The following is a 20,698-nucleotide window of genomic DNA, read 5'->3' on the forward strand; positions in this document are numbered from 1 at the left end:
GCGATTTTTCAAATCGCTAGTGTAATAGTTCTTCTATTTTTTGAAGTTTTTGAAACGGAATTTTATGTTTAATCGTCTAAATTTATGAAGGTGCAAAAATAAAAATTAGAAGATCTATACATGGATAAAAAAATATAGAACTTAACATAAGGGGAATAAATTTTAAATTTATTAATATAATAGGCAATTGCGAAACTCACTGATAAAAATGAATTGAGGAGTAGGGGGAATTTCAAAAAAGATAATTAGAAGATTAAAGGTGATTTTCCTGATTTGTAATGGCTAAATAGAAAAAAAGGGTGCAAGAAATAGAACCATGATTAATTCTAAAATTTAAAAATAGCTGATATTTATGCAATTAATGGTTTTAGACTTCTGATATATTCATGCTTGTGTATTTTATTGGCTATAACAACTGTTATTAGCTGGGTTATGCCTGAAAGAAGTAAGTCAGCATGAAGAGTTTTTTCATTTTGTGTTCTACGGTTTGCAATGCAATAGCTGTTTTTAAAATGTCCAATGCTTTTTTCAACAGTAGAACGAATTTTATAAGTATAATTCCAATCTTGGGAACCACGAGTTGTTCCTGGGTATGCACGCAAATTTTTTTCTGGATAAATGTAGAACATTCTGCCACAAGATGATTTAGTACAAGGATCTTCACAAAGAGTTTTTCGTTTACTCTTTTTCGTTTCTTTATTATAAATCCATTTCATTTTAGGGCAAACGAATTTCATTGTTGGAATTTCTGAGCGTAAGTGTGATTTGCTGCCTTCTTGCTTCATGGGTAGTGAATGATCATGAGGGCAGCATGGAATACCATCTTCATTCAAAGGACAATCGGATTCTTCTGGTGCAAGCTTAGTTTTTAGTGGAATATATGCTTTTTCAAACTTTAGTTCTTGAAAAAGATATTGATAAATTTCAATACTATCAAAAGCAGCGTCACCTAAAAAAGTTTTAGGATTTATCAAAGGATGTTTTTCAAAAAAATCCTTAAGGACAGGTATAAGTGCTTTAGAATCAGCAAGGGACTTATCTTCATCAGGAGAATTGGATTTTTTCTCAACAACGATATCTGGATGAGTTTTAAGGAAATCTTGGTTGTAAAATGAAATATCTCTCACAATACCAAGGCCGTTGGTTACAATGCCAAATTTAAAAGCGTAACAAAAATGACCGTTAATGTACATCTGCTGGATGGCTGGATTAGCTGCAGCATGAGAAGGCATAGCCCTGTAAGCAGCTTTATAAGGGTCATAAGAATCATCCAGACCATGTGTCTTCTTAAAAGCTTTAAGTTGTTTTATGATGCGGTTAGCATATTTAGGGTTGTTTTCAGTGACGAAAGCTTCAATACCAGAAGTATCAAAGATAGTCATAGAAGCAAGGTTCTTATCAATTTGTTGACATATTGGCTCAGTAATATTAACAAGATTATGGAACATTGATTGTAAGTCCAAAATAAAATCTTGTCTAAAGCGTGTGAATTTAGAAGCATCAGGAACTTTGGTGAAACCGCAAAAATCCCTCAACTCTTTTGAATATTTAAGAAAAATAATCAAAAGGGAATCTGTAGGAATAGAAAAAATACGCTGCAAAATCAAAGCACGAAGCATGGCATAAAGTGTATATTTACGAGGTCTTCCAGTAGAAGCATAAAAATGATTTATAAAAGAAACTGGAACTAAATCATCCAGATCAATAGTATCTTCAAGTAAAGAAAGAAACTGGGGCTTGTTGTTTTCAAATTTTTCTTTGCAATCAGAAAAAACTTCTGCCAAAGAAAGCTGTTTATATGGTATCATAAGTATATAACTCCTTTCTGAGGTATATGGTGATTTTGTTTCTTGGCAATTCAATTTTACCATAAATCAGTGAGGAGTTATTCTATTTTACAACAAAAAATATACCGCATTTATGCGGGTTATAGCGTTTCGCAAACCCTATATTAATATAAAAATGTAAGGGGTGTTAATTTTGAAAGGTATCAACTTATTAAAAAAGAAATGGTCATTAATTTTTATGTCTACAGCTATATTTCTTTTTTTATTTGGAGCAATTCCAACTTCCAATTGTAAAGTATTAGCTGCAGAAGATACCGCTAATGTAGTTTCAACAAGAACCATAAATGTTACTGGAGATGGTGAGGTGAATGTAGTACCTGATATTGCTTATTTATCTTTAGGAGTAACAACAGAAAATAGCACAGTAGATGGAGCACAAAAAAATAATTCTACAGCAATGAATAAGGTTATTGAAGCCATAAAAAAAGCTGGAGTGGCAAGTGAGGATATTAAAACTTCAAATTATTCTATTAATCCTAAATATAATTATGATGATAAAACAGGAACTAGTATAATTATAGGATATACAATTAATAGCACTTTAAATGTTACAGTTAAAAATATAGCTTCAGTTGGAAATATAATTGATACTGCTATAGCAAATGGAGCAAATAATTCTAATGGAGTGATTTTTGGGGTTAGTAATTATGAAAAATACTATAATACAGCTTTAACAAATGCTATACTAAATGCAAAATCTAAAGCACAAGCAATAGCTACTGCTTTAGATGTGAAACTATCAACTCTAACTACAATAACAGAGAATTCAAGTGGTATTCCTATTGAATATCCTATTTTCTATGATTCGGCATCATCAAAAAATAGTGGTGGAAGTGGAGGTACAGCTATAGAAACCGGGGTTTATAAAATCAGGGCTAATGTAAGCTTAGTTTACCAGTATTAGAAGAACTTATAAAGGGACGTAGAAGTGTTCATTCACCACTTTGAAGAAGCTGGAGTGTTGGATAATTGTTGCATTTGGATAAAAGAGGCTGTTGTACTTAGGTACGACAGCCCTTGTTTATTTATATAAAAATTAACTTTTTTAGAAGTATAAGTATCTTGAATATAAAAAAATATTTTGTAAAAAATTGTATATTCATTAATAAGTTAACTACATAATAAAAAAATAAAAGTAACATTTACACTGCTGATTAATATTATAGAAGTATAGAACACATGATGAAAAAAAAGGATACCTAAATAAATTATTTTAAAGATGACAAGGAGGGATCTTTATGTCAAGAAGACGTTGTCGTAGATTTGATAGTTGTGGCGGATTTGGACGTGGAAAAGAAGTAATAATTATAATAATACTTTTATTACTATGTGGTGGCATTAATTGCGGTGATTGTTTCTAAGGAGAAGAGTTTTGAATATCTAAAGAAGTAAAAAAGAATTTAGTAAAAAGATATGTGCTTTTTATTAAATAGTTTTTGTAATTTACTAATCGATCTTATAGGCTTAATTAAAGCAATAAGATATGGAACAGATGATAATAAGTTAGGTAACTTAAAATAGTGTATATTTAGGATAACAAGGAGGGATCTTTATGTCACACAGATTTTGCGATGGACATGGACGCGGAAAAGAAATAGTAGTAATAATAATAATATTATTATTATGTTGTGGATGCGGATGCGATTCATGGTGCTAAAATGAATTATTAAAAGGGAAACGAAAATCTTTTTCGTTTCCTTTTTTAATTGTTAAAATAATAAATTTCTTAAAGTTTCTGGATCTTTTATTACAATGTAATTTCTGTGAAAGTCTATTATATGATCTTTTTTCATATTTATAAGCTCCCTTGAGAGGGAGGGTCTCGGAATTCCAAGCTGTTCTGCCATTTCTTTTCTTGTATAAGGTAAGTATATTTTTAAATTTTTTTTCTGGGCATACTCCTCTAAGATATAAAAAGCAATTTTTTGACGAATAGTTTCGTAAGATATGTTTTTAAGTTTTCTATTTAACATTAATATTTTGTCAGATAGTAAAGTCATAAAATTATTTAAAAATACAGGAAATAAGGAAAATGTCTTTAATATATCTTCTTTGGATATAAACATTATAGTGGATTCATTTGCTGAAACTATGCTAGCAGGACAGGTATCTCTATTAGAAAATATTATAACTTCTCCAAAAATATCACCTTCTTCTAGCCTACTTATTGTAATGGTTTTTCCGGAGGCGAATATTTTTTGTACCTCCACATTTCCTTTTATGACTATGCCTATTTTGGAGCAATTCCATTCTTCCATGGCTATAATTTCTCCTTTAGAGTAAGAAGAGAGAGTATAATTTATATTTTTTAAAAAATTTTCTATGGATTCTTTGGAAAAATTTCTTGTAAGTATACATTTCTCCAGTGCATTAATAGTGTTTTTCATATTAATCTCCCATTATTTTATATAATATTTCCAGACTTAATTATTATATGTGGTAACATAAGTTACAGATATTAAAATTATATTCTATTATAATGAATACATCAAGATAAGACCAGCTAGTAAAAGTCAATAGTTAATTTAAAAAATTTATTTACTAAATTTAAGAGCAAAAAAGAGCATGGCAAACAAACCATAAAAAAATACGAACTATGGCAAATTTTTACTAAAACTAAATTGGAAATAATTTATCCAATTTGGACCATAATTAATTTGTCTAAGTGGTTAAGAAACTGATCTTGAAAAATTAGTAACATACATTTGGTTGTGCAGTTTTGGTTCACGAATTTCATAAGGCTTTTGATCTCTAAGAACTGCAAATATGTACTTTACAAGTTTGTGCATAATTGCACAAAGAGCAACTTTCTTCTTCTTACCATTTAAGTTTTTATTGCGATACTGGTAAAGAACACTGTTAATTGGTTTACCAGTTTTGGATTTTCTTATTGATGCAAGAGCAGCAGCATAAAGTGCTCTTCTACCAAAGCGTGTACCACGCTTGGACATTTTATTTTGGTCACTATTAAATTTCCCGGATTGACTAACTGAAGGGTCAATTCCAAAGAAAGCAACCATTTCTTTTGGATGCTTGAACCTTGTAGGATCGCCTATTTCACTCATTATGGTTACAGCTGTAATAAAGCCTATACCTTTGAAAGAAAGAAGCAATGCTATGTTGTTCTTAAATGAAGCAGGTGTTGAGTCATTTTTAACTGCTGATTCTATTTCATTTACTAGAGTTTCAATTTGTTCATTAATGATGTTTAAAAGCTTTATATTTATGCCTATAGTTACTTTAAAGGAATTATTGGTTATTCCTATTTGTACAGCACTTAGTGCAGCGTTTAAAAGTTTGTTATATGTGTTTGTACACCAGTCAATTGATTTACAAGAATTTTCCTTTAGTAAAGCAATTAAATCATCTTTTGGTGCATCAACAATTGCTTTAGGGGATGAAAATTTACTTAAAACTGCTAATGAAGTAACACCAGCTACGTCAGAAAAAACATTATGATATCCAGGAAAAAACGTTCTAAGATCAGAAGATAACTTTTTCTTGAACTGGGAACGGTTATCTATAAGGCTGTAGTAATCACGACAAAGTGATCTTACAGCAAATATTGGGATATCTAAATAATCAGACATTTTTATATTTTGAAATTTTGCTATGTTTGCAATAGTTAAGGCATCCATTTTATCATTTTTCACTTTTCTTATTCCTAAATTTTTGTTACTATTAGTAATAAGAGGATTTATAACGAAAGTTTCTAATTCGTTATTCTTTAGGAAGTGGAAAAGAGTTAAATGGTAAACACCAGTTGATTCCATGAAAAGTGATGGTTTCATGGAGAACTCTTTTTCCACTTTTCTCATTTCTTTGAGAAGATAAGAGAAACCATCAGAAGTGTGCATTATCTTGAAAGCCTTTCTATAAACTGCTCCATCAGGGGCTAGTATTGCAACCATAGAATAATCAGCAGAAACATCGATACCTACTACAGGTAAATTAAAAAATTTTGACATTGTAAATATCTCCTTTTCATATATTTTTGAAGATAGAACAGAGTATCCATACCTAACAGTGAGCTAACAACCTCGTTTGTGACACGAGTAATTCTTCCGCAAGGGAAGAAACTCAACCAGCTAAACATCTAATCTCACTGATGGAATGATACGCTTTTTCACGGGTATAGGAACTCCGAAGGAGTCCTCCCAGGAGGAATACATCTAACCTCTATTCAGAAGATATTATACAATGATTTAACTATTAATCAAGTTACCCTTGTGGAAGATACACTCTTATTATTTTTAGACTTACTAAAGGATATTGCAATTTCCAGAACGGAACTTGAGATGTACGAACAATAATTAATTTATATTTATAAATATCCGTTAGTAGAGATGATCTAATCTCTATTGATTGGTACAACTATATTATACGAGGGAGGAATAATGATGATAAGAAAAATTGTTAATATAAATGAAGAAAAATGTAATGGCTGTGGATTGTGTGCTAAGGCATGCCATGAAAATGCCATAGAATTGGTAGATGGGAAAGCACGACTTATAAGTGATGAATATTGTGATGGATTGGGAGATTGCCTTCCAGAGTGTCCCACTGGTGCTATAAGTATAATTGAAAGGGAAAGTAAAGCATATGATGAGGAGCTTGTTACAAAGAGAATTGAAGAAATCAAAAAATTGAAAGAACAAAAACCAATGCCCTGTGGATGTCCAGGTACAGCTGCAAAAAAAATAAAGAGAAATTACCATGAAGATAAAGTAAAGATGAAAAATACAGAGAATACATCAGATGCATTAAAGAGTACATCTGAATTAAATCAATGGCCTGTTCAATTAAAACTTATAAATAGCAATGCTGACTATCTCAAAGAGGCAAACTTACTTGTAGCTGCTGATTGTACTGCTTATGCCTACGGTAATTTTCATAAGGATTTCATAAAGGATCATATTACGGTAATAGGATGTCCTAAATTAGATGATATAAAATATTATGAGGATAAATTTATAGAAATTATAACAAATAATTGCTTAAAAAGTATAACTGTAGTCAGAATGGAAGTGCCCTGCTGTAGTGGTATTGTAAATGCAGTTAAAAATGCCATGTTAAAAACACAAACTATACTTCCCTACAGAGAAGTTATAATATCTACAGAGGGAAATATTATTTTTAACTCTTAACTATTTTCAAAGGTTCCGTAAACTACAGGTTTATAATTTTGAACCATTACTTTACCCTTGCTTATAACAGTATTAATATTTAATTTATTGTCTAATAAAATTAAATCGGCATCATAGCCTTCAGTTATTTTGCCTTTGTTTCTCAATTTTAGCAATTTTGCAGGGGAGGACGTAAGGGGAATGAGAGCTAGCTCCAGAGGTATACCCAACTCTATAGATTCTTTTATTGAGTTAATGTTTGTATTTGGCATACCTCTGGTTAGTTTAGTTAGGCTACCTTTGTCATCAAAAAATGGCATACTGCCTCCAGCATCAGAACTCATTGTTACGTGATAAGGAGAAATATGTTCTTTTAGTAATGTATTGTATAGCTGAGAGGCACTTACAGCTTCATCTCCTTCATTTTTAATTCCAGTGGTTATGTCCACAAAACCACCGATTTTTACATATTCTACACATTGTTTACGTAACAGACTATTTCTATTAAGGTGTGTAGGCAATAAGTTCTCAAAAGGTATATTTGAGTTATCTATCAAATTAAATACGGCATTTAATCCATTCTTTCCATCACCTACATGCATATGTAATACTCCGCATTTGTCTGAAATGAGTCCACCTACTCTGGTTTCACAGGCTAAATGTATTAAATCATTTTCAGAAGGATGACTTCCCCTGTGATCTGAAATGGCTATTTCACCGGTCCCTATTATTTTATCTATAAGTATAATATCTCCTCTTATGCTGTCTGTAAGGGTTCTTGTAGGTACAGCATAACATCCTGTCCAGCAGTATGTAGATAAGCCTTCTATTTCAAGAGCTCTTGATTTTGCCAGTAATGCACCCATATTTCTTGTAATTCCATCTGTACCCAAAAGACCTATACAGGTTGTAATGCCATTCAAAGTAAAATCTGTGAGATTCAGCTCGGGGGTACGGGTATTGAATCCTCCTTCACCTCCAGCACCGTTTATATGTATGTGAAGGTCAATTATACCCGGAGTTGCTTTTAGGCCATTTCCTTCTATTATTTCAATTTCAGGAAAATTTCCTTTGGGTATATGTGTATTTTTAGATATATAGGCTATTTTATCAAGACATATTAATATGTCTTTTTTCCCTAAAGATTCGGGAGCAAATATTTCTACATTTTTTATTAAAAGCATAATTGAACACATCCTGAAGATATTTTAATATATATTATGGTTTACTATTTTGATTTAATTTAAACATAGAAATACTAAATTTTAAATATATCCATTTAATCCCCGTATAGAAATTTCTCCAGATATCAGATTTTCTCGGGTTCCATTTTCATATTGAACTATTAACCCTCCATTTTCATCTAGATCTAAAGCTTTTGCAAATGTTTCATTTTCCCCTCTAATTATTCTTACAATTTTTCCTATAACTGCAGAACTGATTCTGCAAATTTTTATAGAGGATTCAATATTTTGTGTTTTTTCAAATTCTTCGTATAGATATTCAAATTTATTTACTAAATTTCCTACAAAAGATTTTCTATCTAAAGTAAATCCTGTCTCTATTTTAATAGATGTAGCTTTGTTTAATATATCTTTTTGAAAATCTTCTTTAGTCAAATTGGCATTTATACCTATTCCTAAAACTACGTAGTGTACCTTATTCATTTCTGCATTCATTTCAGTTAAAATACCGCATATTTTTTTACCATTGATTATTATATCATTAGGCCATTTTATCTTTGCTTTTATTTTTAAATCTTTTAAGCTTTCTATTACAGCAGCGGCAGCTATTTGAGTAATTTTAGGTATTTGCATGGGATTTATATCTGGTCTTAAGATCATAGATAACCATATACCCTTGTATTTAGGAGAACACCAGGCCCTTCCAAGTCTTCCACGGCCTCCTAGTTGTTCTTCAGCTACAACTAAAGTACCATGATTTTCACCTTTATCTGCTAGTTCTTTTGCTTTATTATTAGTAGAATCTATGCTTTCCATGTGGATAATTTTTCTGCCTATATATTTTGTTTTTAAATATTTTTCAACTTCTTCAAAAGAAAGTATATCAGGAGAGTCCAATAATTTATATCCTTTTTTGGAAGAAGAATCTATCATATAGCCTTCTTTTTTTAAATTTTTTATGTATTTCCATACAGCAGTACGACTTACACCTAGCTTATCACTTATTAATTGACCGGATATAAATGTATTTGAATTTTGTTTTAACATATGAAGTACTTCATATTTCATATAGAGACCACCTTTTTATATTATATAAGGGTATTATAACACAGTTAGATACTTTCTAGAGGTGGTATAATATCATTAATTATATATTTAATAATGTTTAATTATTTTTACACTAGGTTAATGTTTATGTAAACTTATATAAATATAATATAATTTGTATATTTTAAAATTTATTATTCAGAAAGAGGTAAATTATATGAGAGCAATATCAAAATATTTGTATGTTATTTCATTAGATGCATTATCTACTTTAGATTTTCAATATATAAGCACTTTACCCAATTTTAAAAATTTTCTGGCTGAAGCTTCCTACTGTAAAAATGTTTATAGTGTATATCCTACCTTAACTTATCCAGCTCATGTATCTATTGTTACAGGGAAATATCCTAAAAATCATGGAATAGTAAACAATACATTACTGCAGCCTAATAGAAAATCTCCAGATTGGTATTGGTATAGAGATAATATAAAAGGAGATACTTTTTATGATCTAGCCATAGAAAAGGGTATGAAAGTAGGAGCTTTGCTCTGGCCTGTTACTGCAAAATCAAAAATACAGTATAATATGCCAGAAATTTTTGCCAATAGATTTTGGGAGAACCAGACTATGGTATCTTTACTAAATGGCACTCCTTTATTTCAGTATGAGTTAAATAAGAAGTTTGGTTATTTAAGAGATGGTATAAGACAGCCCAACCTTGATAACTTTGTTCATCAGTCATTATTATATACCATAAAGAATAAATGTCTGGATTTAACTTTAGTGCATTACACGGATTTGGATAGTACAAGACATGCCTATGGTTTTAATTCCAAGGAGGCTAAATTTGCATTAAAAAGACACGATGAAAGAATAGGAGAAATAGTACAGGCACTTAAGGAAAAAGGTATATATGAAGAAAGTACTATTATTATTTTAGGTGATCATAGCAGCCTAGATGTAAATAAAATAATTAATCTTAACATACTTTTAAAAGATAGAGGGTATATTGAAGTTAATTCAAAGGGTAAGATAACTGATTATAAAGCTATATTTAAAAGTTGTGATGGCTGTGTGTATTTATACGTGAAAAAAAATGATTCTAAAATATTAAAGGAAATTATAGATTTAATTGAGGATTTTAATAGAGTATATGAATGTATAGATGCTATTTATTCCAGGGAAAAAGCTTTAGAACTTGGTGCTGATAGAAAATGTTCTTTAATGCTGGAGGCAAAACTTTCCTATTATTTTCAAGATAAAATTTATGGAGAATTAATAGAGGAAATTAATAGAGGAAATTTGCAGAGGAAAAATGGATACAAGTTATGCAACCATGGATATTCTCCTTTTAAACCTGATTATACTACTGTATTTATGGCGTCAGGCAAGGGAATAAAAAAAGGAGTAATTGTAGAAGAGATGAATTTAGTGGATGAAGGACCAACTATTGCTAAGTTATTGGGATTAGAATTAAAAAATACAGATGGAAAAGTCTTAGAATATCTATTGGATGAAAATTGTACAAAACAAATTAGTAATTAATAGCAATGTTAGAAGAGCTTATCAGTTATAGGATAAGCTTTTTAGCTTGAGAAAATTAAACTAATTCCAAAGTGTACCGGTACATTTGGCAAATGTAATATATAAAATATAATATAATTATCTGATTTTAAATCACTTAATAAATATTATAGTAGGAGGAAAATAGTATGGACAAATATGAAATAAATAAAAATTTAGCTCAAATGTTAAAAGGTGGAGTAATAATGGATGTGGTAAATAAAGAACAGGCTATTATTGCTGAGAAGGCAGGAGCTTGTGCAGTTATGGCTCTTGAAAGAGTACCCTCGGATATAAGAAAACAGGGTGGAGTTGCAAGGATGTCCGATCCTAAAATGATAAAAGAAATAAAAAAGGCTGTATCAATACCTGTTATGGCCAAAGTTAGAATAGGACATTTTGTAGAAGCTCAGGTATTACAGCAATTAAATATAGATTTTATAGATGAGAGTGAAGTTTTAACCCCTGCAGATAATTTTTACCATATAAACAAATGGGATTTTGAAGTACCTTTTGTGTGTGGAGCCAGGAGTCTGGGGGAAGCACTTAGAAGAATTGGGGAAGGAGCTTCTATGATAAGGACTAAAGGAGAAGCAGGAACTGGAAATGTGGTTGAAGCTGTGACCCATATGAGAACTATGGTAGATGAAATAGGGAAAGTTAAAAGTGCAAAGGCTGAAGAACTTATGGCTTTGGCAAAAGAATTTCAGGCGCCTTATGATTTAATAAAATATGTATGGGAAAATGGAAAACTTCCTGTAGTAAACTTTGCAGCAGGTGGAATTGCAACTCCGGCAGATGCAGCACTTATGATGCAGTTGGGGGCCCAAGGTGTATTTGTAGGTTCGGGAATATTTAAATCTGAAAATCCAGAAAAAAGAGCCAATGCTATTGTACTTGCCACGACTTATTACAATGATCCTAAGGTAATCCAAGAAGTTTCAGAAGATATTGGAGAGGCAATGCCTGGAATTGAAATTGAAAACTTAAAAGAGAAGTATGCAGGACGGGGCTGGTAGATATGAGAATAGGAATACTATCATTTCAAGGGGGAGTAATAGAACATATTCATCATATTAAATTACTTAAAGCTATTCCTATAGAAGTAAAGAATAAATATGAATTAGATAATATTGACGGGATTATACTTCCAGGTGGAGAAAGTACTACTATTGGCAAGCTTTTAGTAGATACAGATATGCTTGAACCTCTAAGGGAAAAAATACTCAAGGGACTGCCAACCTGGGGAACTTGTGCCGGTATGATATTACTTGCAAATTCTATAGAGAACTCAAATAAAAGTTATCTCAAAGTTATAGATATTAAAGTAAGAAGAAATGCATATGGAAGTCAAATAGATAGTTTTTATTATGAGACCTTAATTCCTGAGATATCATCTTCTAAAATACCTTTAGTTTTTATAAGAGCTCCTTTTATTACTTACTTGGGCAGCAGTGTAAGGAATTTATGTAGTATAAAAGGAAATGTAGTTGCTGCAAGATATAAAAATATTCTCGTAACTTCATTTCATCCTGAACTTACAGATGATTTAAATTTTCATAGGTATTTTTTATCTATGTGTAGGTAAAAAACTTAGGATTTTATAATAGTAGTATTGAAATAAAATCTATTAAACAAGACCTAACTGTTAAGTTTCCTAGTATAGAGAATATTAATTTAAGTTAAGCATAGATTAAACTTAAGTTAAGTTTGGAATAAGAATTCAATTTCTTAACCGTAAGTTAAAATTCATGTATTACCATAGTAGATAATGGTATTTTACATATATAGAATTTGCGGGGGAGGAAATTGAAATGTTTAAAATAAGGCATTTTAGATTATTAAATTTACTTAATTATATAAAGGATAGGATGAAAAAATTTAATTTATCTTTTATAAGAAGCAAAGTAATAAAATTTCAGCTGCCATTTTTAAAAAGCAAAATAAAAAGGCCTAATTTGCTATTTTTCAATAGCGTAGTTATGAAAATAATTGTTCAAATAGCAGTATTGGTTATGTTAATCTGTGGCGTTCTTGGAGTAATAGCCTGTTATAGTTCCTATAGGGCAATGGAAAAAAGTATAGATTCTTCACTTCAGGATAAAGCAGTGGAATCATCTAAACTAATAGCATCTATGTTGAAGCAGGAATGTAGAGTTATGGGTGAAATAGCCAGCAGAGAAGAGATAAAGTCTATGGATCCTGATCTTCAAATTTCTGTTTTAGAAGAAAGGGCAAAAGCATTAAATTATGCAAGCCTCAGTGTAATGAACTTAAAAGGATTAGCTTATATGCAAAGTGGGGAAAAAACACAAATAAATTTAGAAAGCAATGATTCAAAATATCTTAAAGATGCACTGAATGGGAATACAGAAATTCAAGGCCCTTATTTTAATGTTAATGGAGAGCAAATAATTGCAGTGTCCGTGCCTATAAAAGATGATAATGGTAAAGTTGTTGGAGTATTATTTTCAAATATCAGCATGGATAAGCTAAATAAACTTGTTCAGAGTATGAAAGTTGGTAAAAGTGGATATTGTTTTATAATTAATGAAGAGGGTACTAAAGTAGTTCACAAAAATTTAACTTTAGTTTTAAATGGGGACAATACCATAAAAAATGTTGAGAAAGATAAATCACTTGTGCCTCTTGCAGAACTGGAAAAAAATATGATAAGGGGTAGAAGTGGATCAGGTTATTATAAGGAAGAAGGCAGGGATATGTTTATGGCTTATTCACCTATACCTGATTCACATTGGTTTCTTGGAATAACCATAGATAAAAAAGAGATATTTAGTGAAGTACAGGCACTTAAATATGAAATAATTTTTATAACTATTGTATTTATAATAGTAGGATTATTTATGGCACTACTCATAGCAAGAGGTATAAAAAAACCTCTATTTAAAATAAGGGAATATGCTTTAGAATTATCTAAGTTTAATTTAGATTATAGGATACAAATTAAGGAAAAGGATGAATTTGGAGATACGGCTTCAGCGTTAAATTATGCTATGGATGATATAAGAAACATTATAGAAGGGATAAAGAAAGAAAGTAGACAAACGTTGAAAGTTACTAATAGTGTAAATGAAATGTTTGAAAAATCTAATAGGGAACTAAACCTAGTATGTGATAAATCCTCTCAAATATGTTCTAATATGTCGCAAACATTGTATTCAATAGAGGGGGTAGATAAAAAAATTTCAAAAGTGAAAGATAAAATACACAGCATAGTAAACGAAGTTGATGACGGAATAATTTTTATAGAGAATATAAAGAAAAAGGTTGCATATATTAAAAAGAATACGGAAGATTCAAAACATGATTTAGAAAATTATTATATTAAATCCAGTAAAAAATTAAAAAAAGCATTAGAATCAGTAAAAGTTGTAAGTACTGTTTCCAAAATGGCAGAAAAAATAAAACATATATCAAAGAATATAAATTTATTAGCTTTAAATGCCCGCATTGAATCCGTAAGAGCGGGGGAATGTGGTAAGGGGTTCATGGTAGTAGCGGAAGAGGTGGGAAAACTCGCCATACAGTCCTCTGATATGGTAAATACTATACAAGATAATGTAAAGGATATTTTATTATCAGTAGTAGATCTGTCAGATTCAGCAGAAGGAATATTAAAAATGATAGAAAATAATATTTTATCAGATTATGAAAAAGTTATAGATATAAGTAATGAATATCAAGAAGATGGCAGAAAATTTGAATCGATGATACAAATTTTCTCAGAACTAACAGAAAATATAAGTAATTCATCCATAGAAATTAGTGAAATAATGTATTCAATAGTAGATTCAGTAAACCAATGTACAGAGACATCCATAAATATTTCAGACAATATAGAAAAAATAGAAAATGAGAATAAATCTATAGCAATGTTTACTCTGGAAAATGCATCAAAAGCTAGCAATCTCCTCCATGTATTGAAAAAATTCAATACTTAATAGCAGATGATGTGCTCTGGAGATATAGTTAAAGATAAAATTTATCTGTAAATTTCTATTCAAAAGTAGTATAATTAAATACATAAAAGTTAATATTAAATTAGGGGGTTTTCTTATGTTAAACGGAAAAAAAATTCGTGATATAAGGGTAAGTTTAGGATATACTACTCAGGATATTCAAAATATTACTAGAGATACCAAATTTAAAACTTCGATCTCAAAATCTTATTTAGAAGAACTGGAGAGAGGGGATAAGAAAAATCCAAGCCTTGAAAAAGTTGCTGTAATTGCAAAAATACTTGGCTGTAAGATTGATGATTTAATATTAAGTGCATAGATTTTAAAATTAATTTTTATAAAATTTTATATAAGGATAGTAATTGAAATTAATAATATGTAACATAAGCTGCAGGTATATCTGCAGCTTTAATTGTTTAATATACAATAAGACAGATATTATAATATTAAGTTAAAAGAGAGGATAGTATAAGATTTATGTTGGAGTTGTGTTTGTTAGGATGTGGGGGAAGTATGCCTGTACCGGGCAGAAATCTTACTGCTGCGATAGTTTCCTACCAAGGAAGAAAATTGCTTATAGATTGTGGTGAAGGTACTCAGGTAAGTTTGAAAATGTCAGGATGGAAGATTAGAAATATAGATGTAATTTTGTTTACACATTTTCATGCGGACCATATAGCAGGACTTCCAGGGCTATTGCTCACTATAGCAAGTTCAGGGAGATTAGAGCCTATAACTATAATAGGGCCTTCTGGATTAATAGAAGTTGTGACAGGTCTTAGAGTAATAGCACCGGTACTTCCCTATAGTATAGAGCTAATTGAATTTCATGGAAAAGATAAGTATTTTCAAAAAATAGGATACTTTAATATAAATATATTATCTGTAGATCATGGAATGCCTTGTTTTGCATATTCAATAGATATACAAAGAAGTAGAAAATTTGATAAGGAAAAAGCTTTAAAAAATAAAGTGCCGCTGATTTTTTGGAGTAAACTTCAAAAAGGAGAAGAAGTAAAAAAAGGAGATAAACTTTATACACCTGATATGGTGCTTGGACATAGGCGTAGGGGATTAAAAATATCCTATTGCACAGATTCAAGGCCTGATAAAAAATTAGTTGAATTTGTAAATAAATCTGATGTTTTTATATGTGAAGGTATGTATGGGGATGATAAAGAGTTAGATAAAGCCATTTTATATAAGCATATGATTTTTTCAGAAGCGGCAATTATTGCCAAAGAGGCAGAGGTAGAAGAATTATGGCTCACCCACTTTAGTCCTTCTATGGTTGAACCACAAGCCTATCTGGAAAATGCCAAAAATATATTTAAAAATACTATAATAGGACAGGACAGATATGTGAAAAATATTAATTTTAAATAAGAAAATATAACATAGCAATTCTTACAATATGTTCTTATATTGAAGATACTTGAATAAATACTATTAATTTTAGTAGAAATATTGTAGATTTTACCTTATAATATTATTATGCAATTGCTAAGGTGAAAATAAGATACATAAACAATAGGGGTTATGAGGTGGTTTTACATGTTGGAGTATCATAATAACCATAATGATATAGAAGCACTCCTTGAACATTTAAATATGGATATAATTCTTTCTAAAAATATGGCCTATAAAGATATAAGTAAAAATATGTTTAGACTGTATTGGGAAATCGGGAATTTAATTTTAGCCAAGGATGATGAAGGCTGTGGAATAGAGTTTATAAATATTTCAGCAGGTTATCTTAAGCTTAAGTTTCCTGGAAACTTGAGTTTTACGGAGAAGAATTTAAGGAATATGGTTGCCTTCGCCAGAGAATACAGATCACAGGATTTTGTAGATAAAATAGCTTCAAAGGTAAATTGGTCTTGTAATATGATTATAATGAATAAAATAAAAGATATAGATAAAAGATTGGAATTTGTAAATAAGGTTGTGGAAAAAGGTTGGACAACTGAAGAACTGATTAACAACATAGATATGGAATATGGTATAGCAGGTGAAGAGGAAGAAATATTAAAGGAGGATACCTGTTATGAAGATTTGGAATCTATTGAAAGCAAGAGTATCATTACAGAAGAAAATAATTTTGGTGAAGATACTGAATTAAAACAAAATCCTAATTTAAATTCAAATAATTCTCATTTTATACAAGATGTAAATTTAGAAGAGAATACTTTGGAAAATGAAAGTGAGCTTAAAAATTATTTTTATATATTAAAAGATGAATACCTGTTGGATTTCATGGAAATTTCCGATGAAGTAAAAGAAAAGTATTTCCAAGGACAGTTTATGAAAAATGTGATAGAATTTTTTTTAGATTTAAAAAGAGGATTTGCATTAGTGGGGAAAAAATATCACATAGAGTTGTCTGGTGCAGATTATTATGTGGATTTGCTTTTCTATAATCTCAAACTAAAATGTTATTTAATTGTTGAATTTAAGATAGGAAAGTTTAAACCTGAGTATTTAGGGATTCTAACCTTCCATCTTTCCATAGTAGATGATTCAGTTAAAGGGGAAGAAGACAACCCTTCTGTAGGTATAATTCTTTGTAAAGATGGAGAAAAATTAATTGTACAGTATGCTTTTAAAGAAAAAGGAGCTCCCGGGAATGGAGAGTATAGGCTCAATGAAGATATTCCAGAACAATTTGAAGGAATATTGCCTACAGTAGAGGAAATAGGTTCTGGAATTAAAATGAAACTTAAGGTAGAATAAATTTTTATCAGTAAATTATCTATTTTCAGATATCTAGATAAAAACTTCAGGCTCATAAATGGACCTGAAGTTTTTTAGAGAGTTCTGCTAGTATTTGGAAGGAAGTGAAATTTAATATGGATTTAGAGGAGAGAAATATAATTATCGCCAGCATGGTGGCTATGTTTCTTGCAGCTGTGGAGGGAACTGTTGTGATTACAGCTGTACCAACTATAGTAAAGAATTTAAATGGATTTCACCTTATAAGCTGGGTGTTTTCTACATATTTGCTTACATCAACTATAACCACTCCAGTATATGGCAAGTTAGCAGACCTATATGGCAGAAAAAACATTTTAACATTAGGTATAATAATATTTTTAATAGGCAGTTTTTTATGTGGACTATCTCAAAATATGTATTTTCTCATAGCATCCCGTGCTATCCAGGGAATTGGGGCAGGTTCCATATTTACATTGACTTACACTATAATAGGAGATTTATTTTCTGTTTCTGGAAGAGCTAAGGTTCAAGGGTGGCTAAGTACGGTATGGGGAGTTGCAAGCTTGATAGGACCTTTTTTAGGAGGATTTTTAATAGATACTTTGTTCTGGCACTGGATTTTTTTTATAAACATACCCTTTGGAATAATATCTGTGGTGCTTATTCAAAGGAATCTTAAAGAAAATTTTCAAAAGAGAGATGTACATATAGATTATTTGGGAATACTCGTTTTAACTATTTCTATTATACTGTTTTTATATGGATTTTTAGCTGGAGAAAAGAAAGAAAGTGGAAATATACTCTTTGTGCTTGTATATGTTTTACTGGCAGTTGTATTTCTTATTATATTTTATTTTGTAGAAAAGAAGGCAAAAGAACCTGTTATGCCCTTTGAGATATTTACAAGGTCAAATACCATAGTGAATATACTAGGTTTTCTGCAATCTGCTGTATTAATTGCAATGGATGTGTACGTAGTTTTATACATTCAAAATGTACTTGGCTTTAGTGCCACTATTTCAGGTCTTTGTATGGCGCCTATGTCACTTACATGGCTTATGTCTTCAATGCTTTTGGCAAAGTATATAACTAAATATAGTAAAAAGAATATAGTTTTATTAAGCTCTATTATATTATTAATAGGAAGTATGGTGTTACCTGTTCTTAATATAAACTCTCCATTAATTTTAGTAATACTTGCGGTATCAATACTGGGTTTTGGATTTGGTGGCAATCTCAATACTCAAACTATAGTTATACAGGATTCAGTGGACTATTCTATGAGAGGAGCGGCAATGGCATCTAATTCTCTTCTGAGAAACTTAGGACAAACCATAGGAATAAGTGTATTTGGAAGCATATTTAATTTTAGTATAATAAAATATTTTGAAAACCTACACATACAAGGTATACAACCTAGTAATTTATATAATACTCCAGCATTAAATAATAATCTTTCAGCTGAACTTGTAAAAGAGTCCTTAAATTCAGGATTGCATGTGTTGTTTATATGTTTTATTGTTTTGAATACAATTTCACTAATACTTTGTTTGTTTTTACCTAGAAGACTTAAAGGAGAACAGCTGGATGTGTAGTCAATTCATAATTTAAGGATATAGCTGTCACTTTGAAGAAGCCAATAGTGCTAGTAATGATAGCCTTTGGATAAAAGTATCTATGACATGGATTAAAAATAGTGATATACTAATTTTGTAGTAAAGAGACATCTTAGTTATGCTTAGATGCCCAAGTAAAATAGATTTTAGGAGGACAATTTATATATGAGTGATTTAAGGGAAAGGGCCTTAAAATTTCATAGTGAAAATCAAGGCAAAATTGCATTAAAATGTAAGGTACCTGTAAAAAATAAAGAGGATTTGACTCTTGCATATACTCCAGGGGTTGCAGAACCCTGTCTGGAAATTGAAAAAGATGAAGGTAAAATATATGAGTATACTTCCAAAGGGAATTGGGTAGCGGTAGTTACAAATGGAACAGCAGTACTTGGCCTTGGAGATATAGGAGCTGGGGCGGGAATGCCTGTTATGGAAGGAAAGTGTGTATTATTTAAGGCTTTTGCAGGAGTCGATGCTTTCCCTATATGTTTGGATACAAAAAATGTACATAAAATTATAGAAGCTGTAAAGCTAATGGAGCCAACTTTTGGAGGAATAAACTTAGAAGACATAAAAGCACCGGAATGCTTTGAGGTAGAGGCTAAATTGAAGGAAATAAGTAATATTCCCATATTTCACGATGATCAACATGGCACTGCAGTAGTTTCTTCTGCATGTATTATAAATGCATTAAAAATTGTCAATAAGGAATTTTGCGATATAAAAGTGGTGGTAAATGGAGCAGGTGCAGCAGGTACTGCTATTACAAAGCTTCTTCTGAAAATGGGAGTGAAGGATATAGTAATTTGTGATAGCAAGGGTGCAATATATAAAGGCAGGACTTTAGGAATGAATAAATATAAAGAGGAGTTAGCAGATATAACCAATAAATCTCTTGTAAAGGGAGATTTAAAAGAGGCATTAAAAGAGGCAGATGTATTTTTAGGAGTATCTAAAGCTAATTGTGTCACTGAGGAAATGGTGAAGTCAATGAGTATAGATCCAATAGTAATGGCAATGGCAAATCCCAATCCAGAAATATTGCCAGAGGCCGCTTTAAAGGCGGGAGCTAAAATTGTGTGTACTGGAAGGTCGGATTTTCCAAACCAGGTTAATAATGTGCTGGCTTTTCCAGGCATATTTAGAGGAGCACTGGATGTTCATGCTTCACAGATAAATGATGAAATGAAAATAGCTGCAGCTTATGCTATAGCAGAGCTGGTAGATAAAGATAAACTTTCACCTGAATATGTCATACCAGAAGCTTTTGATCTTAGAATAGCTCCTAAAGTAGCTGCTGCGGTAGCTAAGGCTGCTATCGACACGAAAGTTGCAAGAAATACAGATGTTACTCCCAATCAAGTTGAACAACACACTAGAAATATTTTAGGTATATAAAGGATTAATATAATTTTAGCGAGAATTTTTCTTAAAATTAGGAACAACTATTAGTTTTAGTTGTTCTTTTTTATTTGACAGTAATCTTCAATATTAAAATAATAGGTTTATTGTTGACAATCTATTTATATGGTGATTATAATTTAAATAACGTAAATCCGATGGTCGAGCCAATCGATTTGAGGCGAAGATAGCATATAAAGAGAATAAGACTGACTGTA

The 20,698-nt window shown here is 30.7% G+C and carries 16 protein-coding genes and 1 pseudogene; 12 read left to right on the forward strand and 5 right to left on the reverse strand.

The window, feature by feature from the left end:
- Positions 1 to 430: 430 nt before the first annotated feature.
- A pseudogene (locus tag AB3K27_RS06490) lies at positions 431 to 1,808 on the reverse strand (transposase).
- Between the two features lie 163 nt (positions 1,809 to 1,971).
- Between AB3K27_RS06490 and AB3K27_RS06495 the strand changes: the two are divergent.
- Complete coding sequence (locus AB3K27_RS06495) at positions 1,972 to 2,751, forward strand: SIMPL domain-containing protein (RefSeq protein ID WP_368490422.1); 780 nt, start codon at positions 1,972 to 1,974, stop codon at positions 2,749 to 2,751.
- A gap of 334 nt (positions 2,752 to 3,085) precedes the next feature.
- Positions 3,086 to 3,208, forward strand: a complete 123-nt coding sequence (locus tag AB3K27_RS06500; protein ID WP_368490423.1) for a hypothetical protein — start codon at positions 3,086 to 3,088, stop codon at positions 3,206 to 3,208.
- 348 nt (positions 3,209 to 3,556) lie between these two features.
- Here AB3K27_RS06500 and AB3K27_RS06505 read toward each other — a convergent pair whose 3' ends face one another.
- Positions 3,557 to 4,234: a Crp/Fnr family transcriptional regulator gene (locus tag AB3K27_RS06505; protein WP_368490424.1), complete on the reverse strand. Its 678-nt coding sequence runs from the start codon at positions 4,232 to 4,234 to the stop codon at positions 3,557 to 3,559.
- Between the two features lie 282 nt (positions 4,235 to 4,516).
- Positions 4,517 to 5,815, reverse strand: coding sequence for an IS110 family transposase (locus AB3K27_RS06510; protein ID WP_368487541.1), 1,299 nt, complete (start codon positions 5,813 to 5,815; stop codon positions 4,517 to 4,519).
- Positions 5,816 to 6,247: 432 nt separating this feature from the next.
- Between AB3K27_RS06510 and AB3K27_RS06515 the strand changes: the two genes are divergently transcribed.
- Positions 6,248 to 6,994 (forward strand): ATP-binding protein, encoded by a 747-nt coding sequence (locus tag AB3K27_RS06515; RefSeq protein WP_368491192.1) that lies wholly within the window; start codon positions 6,248 to 6,250, stop codon positions 6,992 to 6,994.
- On the opposite strand, the gene iadA is transcribed toward AB3K27_RS06515, so the two are convergent.
- Positions 6,991 to 8,157, reverse strand: coding sequence for a beta-aspartyl-peptidase (gene iadA / locus AB3K27_RS06520; RefSeq protein ID WP_368490425.1), 1,167 nt, complete (start codon positions 8,155 to 8,157; stop codon positions 6,991 to 6,993). The genes AB3K27_RS06515 and iadA overlap by 4 nt on opposite strands.
- 81 nt (positions 8,158 to 8,238) lie before the next feature.
- The gene (locus AB3K27_RS06525) at positions 8,239 to 9,225 is read right to left on the reverse strand and encodes a biotin--[acetyl-CoA-carboxylase] ligase (protein ID WP_368490426.1); all 987 of its coding nucleotides are present in this window, start codon (positions 9,223 to 9,225) and stop codon (positions 8,239 to 8,241) included.
- Between the two features lie 196 nt (positions 9,226 to 9,421).
- Here AB3K27_RS06525 and AB3K27_RS06530 point away from each other — a divergent pair, with 196 nt between their 5' ends.
- From AB3K27_RS06530 to AB3K27_RS06570, 9 genes are all read left to right on the forward strand, one after another.
- Positions 9,422 to 10,750: an ectonucleotide pyrophosphatase/phosphodiesterase gene (locus AB3K27_RS06530; protein ID WP_368490427.1), complete on the forward strand. Its 1,329-nt coding sequence runs from the start codon at positions 9,422 to 9,424 to the stop codon at positions 10,748 to 10,750.
- A 167-nt stretch (positions 10,751 to 10,917) separates the two neighbouring features.
- Complete coding sequence (gene pdxS / locus AB3K27_RS06535) at positions 10,918 to 11,787, forward strand: pyridoxal 5'-phosphate synthase lyase subunit PdxS (protein ID WP_368490428.1); 870 nt, start codon at positions 10,918 to 10,920, stop codon at positions 11,785 to 11,787.
- 2 nt (positions 11,788 to 11,789) lie between these two features.
- On the forward strand, positions 11,790 to 12,356 hold the full coding sequence (gene pdxT, locus AB3K27_RS06540) for a pyridoxal 5'-phosphate synthase glutaminase subunit PdxT (protein WP_368490429.1): 567 nt from the start codon (positions 11,790 to 11,792) through the stop codon (positions 12,354 to 12,356).
- A 226-nt stretch (positions 12,357 to 12,582) separates the two neighbouring features.
- The gene (locus AB3K27_RS06545; protein ID WP_368490430.1) at positions 12,583 to 14,730 is read left to right on the forward strand and encodes a methyl-accepting chemotaxis protein; all 2,148 of its coding nucleotides are present in this window, start codon (positions 12,583 to 12,585) and stop codon (positions 14,728 to 14,730) included.
- Between the two features lie 115 nt (positions 14,731 to 14,845).
- Entirely contained in the window at positions 14,846 to 15,067 is a 222-nt protein-coding gene (locus tag AB3K27_RS06550) for a helix-turn-helix domain-containing protein (protein ID WP_368490431.1), read from the forward strand.
- A 158-nt stretch (positions 15,068 to 15,225) separates the two neighbouring features.
- Positions 15,226 to 16,134, forward strand: a complete 909-nt coding sequence (locus AB3K27_RS06555) for a ribonuclease Z (RefSeq protein WP_368490432.1) — start codon at positions 15,226 to 15,228, stop codon at positions 16,132 to 16,134.
- A 168-nt stretch (positions 16,135 to 16,302) separates the two neighbouring features.
- Positions 16,303 to 17,481 (forward strand): PDDEXK nuclease domain-containing protein, encoded by a 1,179-nt coding sequence (locus AB3K27_RS06560; RefSeq protein ID WP_368490433.1) that lies wholly within the window; start codon positions 16,303 to 16,305, stop codon positions 17,479 to 17,481.
- A gap of 116 nt (positions 17,482 to 17,597) precedes the next feature.
- Positions 17,598 to 19,058, forward strand: coding sequence for an MDR family MFS transporter (locus tag AB3K27_RS06565; protein ID WP_368490434.1), 1,461 nt, complete (start codon positions 17,598 to 17,600; stop codon positions 19,056 to 19,058).
- A 186-nt stretch (positions 19,059 to 19,244) separates the two neighbouring features.
- Complete coding sequence (locus tag AB3K27_RS06570; RefSeq protein ID WP_368490435.1) at positions 19,245 to 20,477, forward strand: NADP-dependent malic enzyme; 1,233 nt, start codon at positions 19,245 to 19,247, stop codon at positions 20,475 to 20,477.
- The last annotated feature ends 221 nt before the right edge of the window (positions 20,478 to 20,698 follow it).

The organism is Clostridium sp. BJN0013, assembly GCF_040939125.1.
Taxonomy (GTDB): Bacteria; Bacillota; Clostridia; order Clostridiales; family Clostridiaceae; genus Clostridium_B.